The sequence below is a fragment of the Alteromonas sp. V450 genome, assembly GCF_001885075.1.
Classification (GTDB): Bacteria; Pseudomonadota; Gammaproteobacteria; order Enterobacterales; family Alteromonadaceae; genus Alteromonas.
In genome coordinates this window covers 3060005-3075404 of record NZ_MODU01000004.1, presented here as the reverse complement: position 1 = coordinate 3075404, position 15400 = coordinate 3060005, and the positions used below count along the sequence as shown (strand labels likewise).

Here is a 15400-nt window from a genome sequence, read left to right as displayed (position 1 = left end):
TAGGAGGGCATTTAGGTAAGCAATCTAAAAGCCCTGACTCGTTGATGAATTAAACCAGATCATAGCTAAGGGCAATCCCCTATTTCATTATTTGTCTTGTACGCCCAATCTTTAAGAGCGCTGAATACCTTTAGTTAAAGTGTAGATATATTTTTACAGCGTAAATACAACGGTATTTTTACTTTTGCTAGGGACGCGCTGGGTAAAACGTTGCAATCAAAAACTTGAATATCACCACGATAGAGAAAATAAAAAAGGTTGTGTCATGTCAATAAAATCCTCTGCTTACTCTCTTATTTATTGTGCAACGGTTGCTTCATTTGGTTTAGCGGCGCCCGCAGATGCGCAGTCGCTTTTAACTTCATACAAGGTTTCTGATAACACAAACTTTGTTGCCTCTTCTGATGCTGACGAACGGTACGTGATCAAAATTAGATCTTCAGCACTCAAGGCAATGACGTTAGAAGCCATAGCTAAGAACTTTTCGCTATCGGGTTATGGTGCGGTTCATCGAACGCTGAATAAGCAACAGCTGATAGCAATCACATTAAACAAAAAGACGTTAAATCTATTGAGAGCCCACCCTTTTGTTGAAACCGTGGAAAGGGATGTAAAACGCTACTTGAAGGCGCAGACCGAGCCATACGGGATCCCTATGGTACAGGCAAATCAAGTGAACCAAGCGGATACGTCCGCGAAGAAGGTGTGTGTTATTGATTCAGGGTACAACCTGGGACACCCTGACTTACCGGATGAAAACGATGGTCTTTCCGGCGAGTCTAATAACTTTGCGGTTGGCAGTTGGAGCCGAGATGGCAACGGGCACGGTACCCACGTAGCAGGCACTATCGCCGCGCTCGACAATCAAGAGGGAGTCGTAGGAGTATACCCGGGAGTAAACTTACATATCGTTAAAATCTTTAACGATTTGGGACAATGGACTTTCGCTTCTGATTTGATTGACGGTATTAATCAGTGTCAGCAAGCTGGCGCTGACATTGTCAACATGAGCCTTGGTGGAAGTGGTTCTTCACAATCTGAAGCTAATGCAATGCAGCAATTTTATGATGAAGGTTTACTGCTGGTGGCCGCTGCGGGCAATGATGGTAACAGCAGCAAGTCCTATCCGGCCTCTTATGACGCAGTGGTGTCTGTTGCCGCACTTAACAGCAATCAAACGGTAGCTGACTACTCGCAATTTAATAACCAAGTTGAACTTGCAGCGCCAGGTACATCCGTACTCTCAACCTATCCGTCATCGCGCTATGCATCGCTTAGCGGCACGTCTATGGCGTCACCTCATGTCGCAGGTGCAATGGCACTCGTGTGGAGTTTTTATCCAAGTTGCACGGCCAATGAAATTCGTGCTGTCATGGCTACAAGTGCAAAGGACTTAGGTGCTCCAGGACGCGATGTTAATTATGGCTACGGATTAATTCAAATAAAGGACGCTATTACATCGCTTGCTAACGACGGTTGTGCTAACACTGCTGAACCTGTGACACCGCCAACGCCTCCAGCGCCGCCGATAGAAGAGGTTAAATCTGAAGATGTGACGGTAACTAACTTAAATGGCGATCGTGGGAGCTGGCAGCGCTTTGAAATTACTATTCCTGCCAACACATCTTCGCTTGAGGTTTCAATAGAAGGTGGTAGCGGAGACGCCGACTTATATGTGAATCAAGGCACGCAAACCAGTACAAGAACATGGGACTGTCGCCCTTATCGGTACGGGAATAATGAAGTATGTAGGTTTTCAAACCCGATCGAAGGCACATGGCACATAGGCGTTCGCGGTTATAATGATTACAGTGGTGTAACGCTTAACTATAAATACCAATAAACAAGGCCGTTTAGAAAAAGCACGCCATTACAAGGGCGTGCTTTTTAAGAAGCGGTAGAAGAAAATTCTTCAGTTAACGCTTCTAATGACTTTCCTTTAGTCTCTGGAAAAAGCTTGACTACCAACAACAAGCTGACCAAGGCAAAGCTACCATATATCGCAAATGTAGCTGCAGCGCCGATAGTAGCTAATTCCCATGGAAAGATAATTTGGACCAGAAAACTGGTAAGGGAGTTAACCACGCCCACAAGTGAGATGGCAAGTGCACGAGATTGATTCGGAAAAATTTCTGCTAGCATTGCCCACATTACGGGCCCTAAGGACATTGCAAACGACGCAACAAATCCGATTATACCCACAAGAATAAGTGGGGCATTCATAGTAATGCTTTCAGTGAGCAGTTCCTGCTGATATTTATCATACTCTGTGCTTGAAAGTGTGTCTTTTAATGCATTTTTAAATACGACATCCGAATGAAATAATTGGTTCTCTAAAGGCAAAAGTTTGCTTGCTGCGGCACTATCATTTACACGCATTTCAGTTAAGCTCGAGGAGCCTATTTGGTACGTGGCTTTGCTAAATCCATAAGTGCAGATAGACATACTGATTACCACACCAGCTAAGCCCATGATGAGTAGCGGTTTTCTACCCCATTTATCAATGGTCAACATGGCTACTACGGTAAATGCCACATTTACTAAGCCAATCCAAACTGCTTGCATGAAAGCGGCATTGGTACCGACACCACTTTGTTCAAAAATAGTGGGCGCATAAAAAAAGATAACGTTAATTCCCGTTATTTGCTGGGCAATAGCGATGATCACGCCCACCATAAGAGGATAGCGCATGGTTTTCGCTGTTAGAAAACGACAACGCTCTTTAAATGTCCATGACTTTTCTTTAAGTGAAGATGCAATATCATCGACGAGCGCGCGTGCCTGAACTTTATCGAAAAGACGGTTCATCACCAGCTCAGCTTCTTTTTGCCTCCCTTTTAGAACCAGCCAGCGAGGACTGCGCGGAATAGCGAACAATAAGATAAACCAGAGCACAGCTGGAATAGCTTCAAGGCCCAGCATATAGCGCCATACATGCGTATCTATATGCCAATTGGTTACCCAAGGTGCACCGCTGTTACTTAGCTGCAGCAAGTAGTAGTTTGTGAAATAGGATAGAGCGAAACCAAATACAATGTTTAGTTGGTTCACCGACACCATTTTGCCCCGATTCTCTGGGGCACTTATCTCTGAAATATACAGCGGGGCAATGATAAGCGAGCAAAACGCAATGCCACCAATAAAGCGAGAAAGTACTAGCAGCTCGAAAGTTGGAGCGAGTGCCGAAGTTATAGATGAAAGTAAATACAAGAAAGCGACGAATATAAGCGCTTTTCTTCTACCAATAGCGTCGCTCACGCCGCCAGCAAATAGCATAGCTATCAGAGCACCTAAGGTGGGAGAGCTTACAACGAAGCCTTGCTGCCAGTCGTTTAAATTAAACTCAGCATCGATAAAGCCATTGGCTCCGGCTATTACACTGGCATCAAAACCAAATATGAACCCGCCAAGGGAAACGATAAGCGTGTAAAATAGCGACGGAGACAGGGCATTATTCATTTTATAATTTGCCTAGAGTGTCCCTATCAACAACTTCGGGAACAAATAAGTGCTCAATTGGGATGGGACTTTTTATGTCGTAAACATGTTCCAGAACCCAATGAGCAGCCATTTCTCCCATTGCATGAATAGGGTTATTAATTGTTGTTAACTTAGGATAAAGATAGCGCGAAAAGAGGACGTTATCGAAACCAATAATGGACAATTGACCTGGAATATCAAACCCAGCTTCTCGTGCAGCCGTCATAGCACCAGATGCCATTTCGTCATTTGCACATACCAGTGCAGTAAAGTCCGCGAAAGTGGCATGAAGGTGCTGCATGCCCTCTTGTCCAGTCGACTCATGAAAGTCGCCTTCGAAGGTACTTGCGCTATCGAATGGAAGCCCGGCTTCTTCAAGAGCTTTTTTGTGACCTGCAAGACGGTCGCTAGCATCTTTTTTGAATAAAGGGCCACTAATGTAAGCAATTTTTTTGTGGCCAGCGTCAATAGCTGCTTTTGTTGCTAAGTAGCCGCCTTTTACATTGTCGACAACGAAGCAGTTTTGCTCAAGTTCATCTACTTTTCGGTTTATTACTACCACCGGAACTTTGCTGTCGACCAGTTTCTTTAAATAGTCATCAGATACCGCCTCAGCGTGAAGGATAAGCGCGTCACAACGGCGGCTTTTTAAAAACTCGATGGCTTCGTGTTCACGCTTTTCATCTACGTGACCCGCGGTAATAATCACATGCTTACCGTTTTTCTTTAATACATGTTCTACGGTGCTCATTAAGTCACCAAAGTATGAACCATGCAGTTCTGACACAAGCAAACCTACACTGTTCGTGCGATTTGATGCCAGAGATTGAGCTATGGCATTAGGCTGATAGCCCAGCGAAGCCATAGCATCTTCTACTTTTTTGCGCGTGCGTTCGCTTACTTTCGCATTTCCATTCATAACGCGAGAAACGGTAGCAAGTGAAACTCCTGCTGCTTCTGATACTTGGTAAATTGTTGCCATACGGTTTCTAAAAATTATCCTTATTTGATACCGCTAATGTACCTATTTATCCGGCTCTTAACCAGTTTTGAATACGCCAAGGCACTCTGCTTTAAGGTGCGTTTTTGGGTGTCGTAGTCAACGTATACTATGCCGAAGCGCTTTGAATAACCCAGCGCCCATTCAAAGTTGTCCATGAGACTCCATGCAAAATACCCGCGAACGTCGACTCCTTTTTCAATCGCGTCGTTTACCGCATTTAGATGAGTGTGAAAATAAGCCGTACGCGCGTCGTCTATGACTTCACTATTATCAAGCGTATCATCCATCGCCGCTCCGTTTTCAGTGATATAAATAGGCGGTAAATCGTAGCGCTCGTTAAGTTCTACGAGCAAATCGGTAAATGCATCTGGGGTTATTTCCCAGCCCATAGCTGTTAGCACTTTGTTAGAAGGTGGCACAATCTCAAACCAGCCTTTTCCATCACTCTGATATAGCGTGCGGGTGTAGTAGTTAATCCCTAAGTAATCGATGGGTTGAGAGATAATTTCCATGTCACCCTCAAGTATTTCTGGTTTGCTGTCAGCATCAAGCATATCAATAACATCAGGATACTTACCTTCGATTATTGGCTGTAAGTACCACTGATTGTGGTAGTCGTCGGCTAATTTGGCAGCGCGCTTATCTTCTTCAGAATTCGTTGTTGTATGGCAATTGCTAAAGTTAAGCACAATGCCATTTTGGCTTGTTGGACTTAGGCGATTAATGACCTTGAGCGCTAACCCATGGGCAAGTAGTAGGTGGTGAGCTGCTTGTCGTCCATTCGCCATACCTGTTTTTCCTGGCGCATGAATACCAGCTTCATACCCCAAATACGCTGAGCAAAATGGTTCGTTTAACGTGGCGAATGAGTACACTTTATCGCCCAAAACTTTCGCTACGGCCTCGGCGTATTTTGCAAAAGCGTAGGCAGTATCCCGATTTAGCCAGCCGCCGTTGTCCTCCAGATATTGCGGCAAATCCCAATGGTAAAGGGTAACAAATACTTTCATGCCGCGTTTTATTACGTCATTAACCAAATTGACATAAAACTGCATACCCACTTCATTCACAGTGCCATCTTGTTTCATTACGCGCGGCCACGAAATAGATAATCGATAAGCATCTACACCTAATGCCTCTATAAGCGCTACATCCTCTCTCCACAATGCTATGTGGTCGCAGGCTACATCGCCGTTGGTGGAATCAGAAATCGTTCCTTCCTTTTCACAGAAGGTGTCCCATATGTTATCTAACCTTCCTTTTCTATCGCCTTCTATTTGAAAACTGGATGTGGCTACACCAAACAAAAAGTCCTGTGCAAGCATCTTGGAATTAGATGGAAGGTTAATATCTTTCATCGTGGAAATGTCCTAGCAATAACAATTTTTTCATATTTACCACGCTAATTGCGTAGTAAATAACATCATATTTACATTGAATTCGAATTCGCTTCATGTAATTATTCACGTAATGTAAGCGCTTACAATTTTGCTTTCGGTTAAATGTAAGCGCTTTCAAATGTAAATTTATCATTAATTAAAAAAATAGCAATAGAGGTTACTTGTGGACACACCAGTGCAGGCCAATATTCCATCCGCCCCAGAGGGACAAGCAAAGGGTGCATACCGTTTTGCTCTAATCTCGCTGACTACGTTATTTTTCATGTGGGGATTTATAACGTGTCTAAACGACATTCTTATTCCTTATCTGAAAGGAGCATTTAACCTTAGTTTTACTCAAGCGATGCTTATACAGTTTTGCTTTTTTAGTGCTTACTTTATTGTGTCATTGCCTGCTGGAATGGTGGTGTCACGCATTGGCTATCAAAAAGGTATCGTGCTAGGACTGGCTATAGCCTGCGTGGGTTGCCTGTTGTTTTTTCCTGCTGCTTCAAGTCGAATATATGGGGTTTTCCTACTAGCACTTTTCGTTTTGGCTTCTGGAATAACCGTGCTTCAGGTATCGGCTAACCCCTACGTGACTGCACTTGGAGACCCAAAAACAGCCTCTTCACGACTAACAATGACCCAAGCGTTTAACGCATTTGGCACTACGGTCGCCCCTTTCTTCGGATCTTATCTTATCTACGGCGCAACGGGCGAACATGGCGGCGGCTCGCCGAGTGCGTCAGACGTTCAGGTACCTTATTTAATTCTGGCAGCGTCGCTTTTTTTACTAGCGCTAGTATTTATGTATTTAAAACTGCCGAAGCTTAATCACACCAGTGAAGGTAGAGGGGTGTTTAAGGGTGGTGCATGGCATCACAAACACCTTGTTTTAGGAGCGGTTGGCATTTTTATGTATGTTGGTGCCGAAGTGGCCATTGGCAGCATGTTAGTAAACTATCTGGCAAGCCCTGCTGTGGGTGGGTTAACCGAAGCGGGGGCGGCAAAGCTGCTTGCCTATTACTGGGGTGGTGCAATGGTCGGCCGCTTCATAGGCGCGGTCGTGATGCAGAAAATATCGGGTGGCTATGTACTCACTTTCAATGCGCTGATGGCCATAGCACTTATCTTGCTATCGCTTTCAAGTTCTGGCGATATAGCGCTGTGGAGTATTTTAGGCGTGGGTTTATTTAACTCGATTATGTTTCCAACTATTTTCAGCCTTGCACTACAGCAACTTGGCAAAGACACACCTCAGGGCTCAGGGATCTTGTGTTTGGCCATTGTGGGCGGCGCCATCATACCCCTGTTTCAGGGTATGCTTGCCGATGCAGTTGGCATTACATTATCGTTTTTGCTACCCGCTTCTTGCTATCTCTACATTGCTTACTATGGCTTTATAGGGTGCCGTGTCTCTCAAACTAATTCCACTGAAAAGTAACGAGGATTTAAAATGCGAAAAAGTCTAATCGCGAAAGTTGTTACTAGTACATTGGTTGGCGTTTTAATTAGTGCATGCTCAGCTGAAAAAACGGCGCCGTCAGTGAATAACATTGAATCGAAGCCGAGCAAAGCGAGTGCGGTGTGGCCTAAGCTAAATATAGAGGTCAAAAGAGACACTGCGGTTGAACAAAAGGTAGAAGAAATTCTATCTACCATGACGGTTGAGCAAAAAATTGCACAAATGATCCAGCCTGAAATTCGCAATATCACCGTAGAAGATATGCGTGAATACGGGTTTGGTTCTTACCTTAATGGGGGTGGGGCATTCCCTAACAACGACAAGCACGCTACACCAGAAGACTGGGTTGCGCTTGCCGAAAAGCTCTACCAAGCTTCTATTGACGATAGCCTAGACGGCTCAACGATCCCGACAATGTGGGGAACCGATGCTGTTCATGGTCATAACAATGTTATAGGGGCAACCTTATTTCCTCATAATATTGGCCTAGGTGCCGCGAACAATCCTGAGCTTGTTGAGAAAATTGCGCACATTACGGCAAAAGAGGTTATGGCGACAGGTATCGATTGGGTATTTGCGCCTACCGTTGCGGTGGTACGCGATGATCGTTGGGGCAGAACTTACGAGAGCTATTCTGAAGATCCAACCATTGTTAGAGAATACGCAGCTGCGGTGGTTAAAGGTCTTCAAGGCGCTGCTGATAAAGACTTTTTAAGTGATCAGCGCGTTATCAGCACAGTTAAACATTTTGTTGGTGACGGCGGTACAGTTGGAGGCGACGACCAAGGCGACAATATTGCCAGCGAAAAAGCGTTGTTTGATATTCATGCTCAAGGCTATGTAGGAGGCTTAACCGCAGGCGCACAGTCGGTCATGGCATCATTTAATAGCTGGAACGGTGAGAAACTTCACGGCCACAAATACTTGCTAACGGATGTGCTTAAAGATCAAATGGGCTTCGACGGTTTTGTGGTTGGCGACTGGAATGGCCACGGACAAGTTGAAGGCTGCAACAATGAAGATTGTGCTCAAGCCATTAACGCTGGTCTAGACATCTTTATGGTGCCTAACGATTGGAAAGCGTTGTATAACAACACACTTACTCAAGTGGATAACGGCACTATACCAATGTCTCGGATTGATGATGCAGTGCGCAGAATACTTCGAGTGAAAGTGCGTGCAGGCCTTTTCGAAAAGCCAAGTCCAGCACACCGCCCATTATCTGGTGACCGTTCGCTCATAGGTAAAGAAGCCCATCGCGAAGTAGCTGCGCAAGCCGTGCGCGAGTCTTTGGTACTTCTCAAAAACAAGAACAGGACACTACCTCTTTCTGCGAATAAAAATATATTAGTCGCGGGCGATGGGGCCGACAACATCGGTAAGCAATCGGGTGGTTGGAGTATTACGTGGCAAGGTACAAATAATACTAATAATGACTTCCCAGGCGGTAGTTCAATTTATGATGGCATTAAATCGCATGTTGAAAACGCCGGCGGAAATGTTCAGTTGTCAGTTGACGGGAGCTTTGAAACAAAGCCCGACGTGGCCATTGTCGTGTTCGGTGAAGAACCATATGCAGAAGGCCATGGCGATAGAGAAACCCTTATTTATCAAAATGGTAGTAAGACAGACTTAGCGCTACTTGAGAAGCTTAAGTCACAGGGCATTCCGGTGATATCGGTATTTATCAGCGGCCGCCCTATGTGGGTCAACGCGGAACTTAATGCATCTGATGCTTTCGTTGCTGCATGGCTTCCGGGCTCTGAAGGCGCTGCGGTAGCCGATGTCCTGTTTGGCGAGTTTGATTTCAAAGGCAAACTGTCTTTCTCTTGGCCATCAGAGCCTCAGCAAATCGTTAACAAAGGTGATGAGTCTTACCAACCTTTGCTGCCGTATGGTTTCGGCTTAACGTTTGATGATGAAAATATACTTAGCGACACGCTTAACACGGAAATCAAGATAAGCACCGGTAAGAGCCACACCATAGCAATTCTTGATGGTTCAGTTGTGCCACCATGGGAGCTTTGGCTCTACTCGGGTAACAATTCTCATGCTGTGAATGCAAGTACGCATAAAGTGGGGGCCATCACTTATCGTACTGTAGATAAGGAAGTACAGGAAGACGCGCGCAAAGTTACTTTTGATGGAACTGAGTTTGCCGCCATGCGTTTCGCAAGCAAGAGCTTCTTCCGTGAAGATTTAAGTGCGCAGCTTGTAAACGGGTCAGCACTGACATTTAGCGTCAATCGTCATTCATCCATCCCGTCCCCTGTATTACTTAGCATGAATTGTGAGGGGGAAGGTGACACCCCGGGAAGTTGTTCAGCAGCGGTAGACATTAGCGAACGGATGAAAGCACTTCCTATGGATACCTGGTCTTCGGTAAGTATTGACTTACAGTGTTTTGTGGACAAAGGAATTAATTTCGCAGGACTAGTTGTGCCGTTTGAAATAGGAACCGCGGGCGCCATGAGTTTTAGTGTGGCAGATATTGCGCTTTCGCCAAATACGGCAGATACAGCAGACATTACGTGTCAGTAAACGCTGTATTTTTATAAAAACAACGTCGCGTTAGAACAACTTTCGCGACGTTGCTTATTTAAAATGCTATTAAATAGCTGCGATAACCGCGTGGTAGTATGCTTCAGGCTGCGTTTGTGCGTTTACTGAAGTACGAATAGCAGCAATAACGTCTGCCTTGCTTTCGTCATTTACTTCAAGGATTTCTAGCATAGCATTAACGTGCTCGCCTTCACCCATTGCTGTTTGTTCAAGAACGGCGTCAAAATTATCTTGAATGAACATGGCAGCTTTCGTGCGCTGACCTTCACAAGAGTCTTCTGAAGAGATTTTAGAAGAGATAGCAGTGGTACCAAGATCCCAAATGATATTAGAAATCGCTGCAGCAGTGCCATTGTCATCAAAAATTGCAGCGCCGATACCACAGTGTTTCCATGGATTAATTTTATCTGTCTCGCTTTGTGCGAAAGCGTTTGAAGATAAAGCTGCAACTGCTAGTGCAATAGATGCGATTTTTTTCATTTTAAAACTCCATTTTGGTTTTATTGTTTTATTAAAAATAGTGTGACAAAGCGATAGAGTACTCAAACGCCTCGTCGTAGCGTAACAATGCTCTGACATCATATTGTTGATGGTGCAAAAAGCGGTGCTCCCACGTTGCGTAGGTTCGCTTTTCCTCTAGTGCATTGGCATACCTCTGATGTCCCACGCTAAAGGACATTGCATAATGTGGCGAAATATTAAAAACGCCACCAAACTCAGCCCCTACCGCAAGGTAGCCGCCGAGATTGTTCTTACTCGTCGCGGTTGAAGATAAACCGCCGTAAAGTGCGATATCGAATGCCGGCGAATAGCTCTTACCTAGAAACCCGTCTATGTAGAATGCGCCGATATCGTTGTTAACTGATAGGTCACGGTATCCACTTGCAAATTTCCACGCGATTTTGTCGTCGCCAGGCAGACCCGTACTCGCTGCATTTAAGTTTGTAATGCGAAGCGCTGTAAGCTCAGCAAGGTTAGGCTTTGTGCCTTCAAAGATATTGATTCTTACGTCAAACGTAGAGAGTTCTGAAAAGGGGATACGCGCAGGGTTAACCGTAAGCAAGTCGTAATAGTTTGCGCGAAACCTGACACTTACTCCGGTATCAGCGTCATTGTTGTGCATCATACTCACTTGTAAAAGCGTTGTATCCTGCGCTGTATCCGGTGGAGCGGGCGTTATTGGTTCAAACCTACTGTTACCAGGAGGTAACTTGAACCGCACATCCACAAATGCTTTTCTTTGCTGCAGCAAAACTGACATATCGTTTTCTGACTGCGACTGCGACTGCGACAAGTATGAAAAGTAATCAAATGCTGTATCAATCACCCTTTTCATTTGGTCTTCGTTTAACGGTTCAAGAAGTTCAGTCAGCGTTTTAGCGGTCATTTCCTCGGCGCTCAATGCCACTGTCAGTCGCGTTTTTTCTTTGTCAGTCAGTTGAGCGAATTTCTTGTAAAGCGCCTCTTGGCGCGAAGGGTGATATTTCACTGCTTCGATAAGGCTTGGGTGACGCTTTTTAATTGCGGTAACGATATCAAATGGCATTATCCACGCTTTATCGTTGGGCATATATGATGTGCCCGTAGCCAGAGAGAGAAGCTGTGAAATCTGATACGCACAGTTTTGTTTAAAAAAATAATAGGTCATTGGGATCTGCTCGAGTTCCCAAAGGTGTGCCAGTAAGATAGAAATTTCTTTTGAGGTTAATGAAAGCGAATATTCCCACAAGTCTCTCAGTTCACTTTCAGTGTAGGTGAGTGTTTGATGATGGTATTTTTGATTCGCAAAATAACCGTCATAGCCTCCGAAAATACCATTTAGTATATAGGCGATAGGGTTTTCATTATCTGGATAACGAGCGCCGTAGTTATACGTATTGTCCAGCAATTCGCTTTGCGATGTGTTGTTAAATTTCAAAAACACATGGCCATACATGCTTGCGGGATTTCCTAAATACCCCGATGCATAAATTAGGCTTACCCCAGTAGCATTTATGTTTGAAAGAAATGAATTGAACGCGTCGCACTGCACATCAGGAAGCGTTGCAACATTCTGTGACACAAACATAGCCCGTGCTGGAAAAGTGCATTGTGAATGAGGTTCTTCTATGAACGAAGATATTGTGGCTTGAAGCTCTGCAAGCGGATCGTTTTTCCCGCGGGGCGAAAAGAAAAACGCTGGCGTATCTATAGCAGATGTAAATTCGCCAAGAAACGTTTTTTCATAATGTAACAACGACAACCACTGAGGTTGATGTGCTGCGGTTTCTACCGAAGATTGAGCGCTTGCAATAGAAAAAGCGTGCGACAACAAAAGTATGGAAACGACAAGGAAACGACTAATTCCTTCCATGAATTGCTTAATGTCCGTAGTGTACTGCTTAAAACTGTCCTGCCGTAGTTGCAGGGTTGAGCATCATACACAAAGTTTTTCAAAACTTACAATAAAAAAGCCGCAGTAACTGCTGCGGCTATTCAGACATTATTAGCTGGGCTAATTAAAATGTATACCTTGCACCCAGCGTGTAGCGCGGGCCATATTGGCGAGCAAACAAGAATTGCTCTTCAAAGCGGCCATAGCCACGTTCGGTTTCGTCGTTAATATTTACACCTTCTAGGAACACCGTTAAGTTCTCATTTACATCGTAGTTGATGCTTGCATCAACCTGACCGAAAGTGTCGAATTGCGTTGCTGGGTTATCAGATGACCCTTGGGCTTGACCAATACCTACAACGTAATCAGAACGCCATGCATACGTTACTTTTACCGACAAGCCTTCTTTTTCGTAAAACACTTGAAAGTTGGCTGAATCGCTAATACCAACGAGCGGGTTAACTTCTTCATCACCGAAATAATACGGGTCGTAAGTTACATCGCCGTCTACTAACGTCGCATTAGCACCAAAACCAAAGCCTGTGTCCCCAAACGTATGCTGTACCGCGATTTCTACACCCTCTACGGTTCTTGGCGTACTTGAATTGTCTGGTTGTCTTGTACGCCATGTAATCAGTGGGTCGTCTGCGTTAGGTTCAACAACGCCATTTTCGTCGGCGTAACCATTTTCAACAAAATAGTCGTAGATTGCACTGTCGGTTGCTTGAACACCTGCTCCCTCTAGCGCTGCAACGGCTTCGTTCCAACGAGGCCCTTGATAAATGTCACGAAGGCCTTCAAATTGTCTATCGCGTGCCGAAGTTATAATATAATTTTCGACTGATTTTCTGAACAAGCCAATAGAAGCGTAGCTTGCTTCATCGTAATACCATTCAAACGACAGGTCTAAGTTTGACGACTCAAAAGGTAATAGGCTTGTGTTACCTGCTGTGGCGGTACGCGCCCCAATTTTTGGACTACCGGTAAAAGAGAGCCCGCCTTGCAATAAGCCAATAGGTGCACGAGTGATCGATTTACCCCATGAGAATCGAGCGACTATGTCGTCTGTAACGTCAACTTTAATATCGAACATGGGCAGTAAAATATCGTATTCACCGGTAAAATCCTGCAGCTGTGGCTCTGCCTCAAAGTCGGTGATCCACTCTGACGCGGCGACCCAATTTACCTGAATTGGAACGAGTACTTCAGCCGAGCTTGGCACTTCGGTTTCTTCGTAACGCAAGCCTGCATTGATTTGAACATAGTAGTCACCAATCTCAAAATCCCACTCAGATTGAACATAAATTGAGTCAGTAGTCTCTTCAACATTGCTTACTGAAGGCGCGCCCATGAAATATGGATCGATAGAGTATGCATTAGCTTCACCGACCACGTCAGCAGTAATGAACTGAAGTTGTCGAGCAAGTGCTTCATCAAAGTCAAACGTGTAGTAATAGCCTGGATTCATATTGGCGCCGCCACTGCTGAATGCATCAAGGAAGCCTGATGTATCGTTGCGAGTAAACATGCTGTCAGGAAATATTTCGGTAAACGAAGGGTTGAATCCGGGGCCACCACGTAGTCCGCTCCATGCAGTAAAGCCCGAAAGCGACTGCTCTGTACGCGCGTAGCCAAAGTCTATTTTAACCAATGGGATGTCAAATGCAGAGTTATACCAAGTACCATCTAGCTGAAGTTGTTCAATGTCCGAACGGCCAGGTGAGTAAATGAATTGACTGAAGTTCGAGTCAATCTCGCTGGGAAGAATTTCATTAGTGCCGTTGTTCCAGTTAACGAAGACCTGAGGTATGTCACCCTCTCGATAGTCGTACACTTTTGATTTTAGTTGGTTCGACCCCAGAATGATTTGGCCTGCGCTTCCAAGGCCGTCGTCATACCCATTGTCTATCTTGTTGTATGAATCATGATAGTCGAGGCTCACGTGCCAATCATCGTTAATCATCCAATCAAAATTTACGCCGAGAGAGCGCGCATCTACTCGCGTGGTATTTCTGCTTGCGGTGAATGAACCATCATCACCGCTGATATCTGCATAAACAGCGGTACCGTTCTCGTCGAGTTCGTAAGCATTTATGTTGGCACCAAAGTTGTTCCAAATTCCCCAGCCCACCGCATTGGTTCCGGTGGTTGCTCTACTTGCCGTGTAGTCAACAGTGGCAGTAAAAGCGTCGATAGGTCGAAATTGAAATGTAACTTGACCATTCTGGCGTTCACGCTGTACGTCACTGATACCGTAGTTCATGTCTTTGGGGAAAAATGCAGCATCGGTAATCTTGGTGCGATTATCAACCACCTTCGATGGATCAAGGTCGGGAAGGGCATCGTTTAACTGTCTCTGCCAGCCTTGGATATTTGCAGATTGCTGCTGAAAATCACGCTCTTGATGAGAAAATGACACGCCAAATCCGAACATATCATCAGCAAAGGTATTGGTATAAACCCCGGCAATTTCAGGCGTAACATCATCGCCTTCTTCATTAGAGGTATCGTGAATGCCCTTGACCGATATAGTGGCATTTTGGCCCGGCTGAGCCAGCGGTTTCATAGTAATTATATTAACGGTGGCGCCCAATCCACCACTGGGGTTTTCTGCACGTGCTGTTTTATGTAGCTCTAGCGTACTAACGCCTTCAGCTGAAAGGTTTGCTAAATCAAAAGAACGGGTAAACCCCGTGCCTGGCATTTGGCGTCCGTTTAACGTAATTAAGTTAAAGTCTGGGCCAAAGCCACGTACGGTTATTTGGCTACCTTCCCCGTTAGAGCGGCTGATCGTAACGCCTGTAATACGTTGTAGCGCTTCAGCTAGGTTTGTGTCTGGAAATTTACCTAACTCTTCTGCTGAAATTGCATCCACTACGCCGTTAGAACTGCGTTTCAAATCCATCGAGCGGATCATGCTTCCGCGAATACCGCTGACTTGTATAACTTCGACTTCACCTTCGACTGGTGCAACAGATTCTGTTTCTTGAGCGTGGGTAGATAGTGCGATGCTAGAACCCATCAACAAAGCCATTGATGTGGCAAGTTGGGTCTTTTTAAACGGTGTATTTTTCATAGTTGACCTACTAATTCTTATCACTTTTCTATGCCGTCCAAGTCTTTCTCAGACAGCA

General features: G+C 45.0%; 9 protein-coding genes. 3 read left to right on the top strand and 6 right to left on the bottom strand.

Annotated features, from left to right (window positions below; genetic code table 11):
- The first annotated feature begins 265 nt into the window (after positions 1 to 265).
- A complete protein-coding gene (locus BK026_RS13375) occupies positions 266 to 1843 on the top strand; it encodes a S8 family serine peptidase (protein WP_071816270.1) in 1578 nt (525 codons plus the stop codon).
- A gap of 44 nt (positions 1844 to 1887) precedes the next feature.
- Here BK026_RS13375 and BK026_RS13370 read toward each other — a convergent pair whose 3' ends face one another.
- From BK026_RS13370 to BK026_RS13360, 3 genes are read right to left on the bottom strand one after another with little or no spacing between them, the layout of a single operon-like run.
- The gene (locus BK026_RS13370; RefSeq protein WP_071816268.1) at positions 1888 to 3459 is read right to left on the bottom strand and encodes a sugar porter family MFS transporter; all 1572 of its coding nucleotides are present in this window, start codon (positions 3457 to 3459) and stop codon (positions 1888 to 1890) included.
- A gap of 1 nt (position 3460) precedes the next feature.
- The gene (locus BK026_RS13365; protein ID WP_071816266.1) at positions 3461 to 4462 is read right to left on the bottom strand and encodes a LacI family DNA-binding transcriptional regulator; all 1002 of its coding nucleotides are present in this window, start codon (positions 4460 to 4462) and stop codon (positions 3461 to 3463) included.
- 20 nt (positions 4463 to 4482) lie between these two features.
- Positions 4483 to 5841, bottom strand: coding sequence for a GH1 family beta-glucosidase (locus BK026_RS13360; protein WP_071816264.1), 1359 nt, complete (start codon positions 5839 to 5841; stop codon positions 4483 to 4485).
- A gap of 205 nt (positions 5842 to 6046) precedes the next feature.
- Here BK026_RS13360 and BK026_RS13355 point away from each other — a divergent pair, with 205 nt between their 5' ends.
- Positions 6047 to 7309 carry a sugar MFS transporter gene (locus tag BK026_RS13355; protein WP_071816262.1) on the top strand — a complete coding sequence of 421 codons (1263 nt, stop codon included), beginning with the start codon at positions 6047 to 6049 and terminating at the stop codon, positions 7307 to 7309.
- 12 nt (positions 7310 to 7321) lie between these two features.
- A complete protein-coding gene (locus tag BK026_RS13350) occupies positions 7322 to 9871 on the top strand; it encodes an exo 1,3/1,4-beta-D-glucan glucohydrolase (protein WP_071816260.1) in 2550 nt (849 codons plus the stop codon).
- Positions 9872 to 9940: 69 nt separating this feature from the next.
- On the opposite strand, the gene BK026_RS13345 is transcribed toward BK026_RS13350, so the two are convergent.
- The 3 genes from BK026_RS13345 to BK026_RS13335 form a co-directional block, all read right to left on the bottom strand.
- Entirely contained in the window at positions 9941 to 10372 is a 432-nt protein-coding gene (locus BK026_RS13345) for a DUF3015 family protein (RefSeq protein ID WP_071816258.1), read from the bottom strand.
- Between the two features lie 31 nt (positions 10373 to 10403).
- Positions 10404 to 12245 (bottom strand): DUF4105 domain-containing protein, encoded by a 1842-nt coding sequence (locus BK026_RS13340; RefSeq protein ID WP_083575094.1) that lies wholly within the window; start codon positions 12243 to 12245, stop codon positions 10404 to 10406.
- Between the two features lie 145 nt (positions 12246 to 12390).
- Entirely contained in the window at positions 12391 to 15342 is a 2952-nt protein-coding gene (locus tag BK026_RS13335; RefSeq protein ID WP_071816254.1) for a TonB-dependent receptor, read from the bottom strand.
- Positions 15343 to 15400 lie beyond the last annotated feature (58 nt).

Bases quoted from the DNA above. Each gene is read 5' to 3' on its own strand.
- BK026_RS13375 (WP_071816270.1), top strand. From the start codon at position 266: ATGTCAATAAAATCCTCTGCTTACTCTCTTATTTATTGTGCAACGGTT.
- BK026_RS13370 (WP_071816268.1), bottom strand. From the start codon at position 3,459: ATGAATAATGCCCTGTCTCCGTCGCTATTTTACACGCTTATCGTTTCC.
- BK026_RS13365 (WP_071816266.1), bottom strand. From the start codon at position 4,462: ATGGCAACAATTTACCAAGTATCAGAAGCAGCAGGAGTTTCACTTGCT.
- BK026_RS13360 (WP_071816264.1), bottom strand. From the start codon at position 5,841: ATGAAAGATATTAACCTTCCATCTAATTCCAAGATGCTTGCACAGGAC.
- BK026_RS13350 (WP_071816260.1), top strand. From the start codon at position 7,322: ATGCGAAAAAGTCTAATCGCGAAAGTTGTTACTAGTACATTGGTTGGC.
- BK026_RS13345 (WP_071816258.1), bottom strand. From the start codon at position 10,372: ATGAAAAAAATCGCATCTATTGCACTAGCAGTTGCAGCTTTATCTTCA.
- BK026_RS13340 (WP_083575094.1), bottom strand. From the start codon at position 12,245: ATGGAAGGAATTAGTCGTTTCCTTGTCGTTTCCATACTTTTGTTGTCG.
- BK026_RS13335 (WP_071816254.1), bottom strand. From the start codon at position 15,342: ATGAAAAATACACCGTTTAAAAAGACCCAACTTGCCACATCAATGGCT.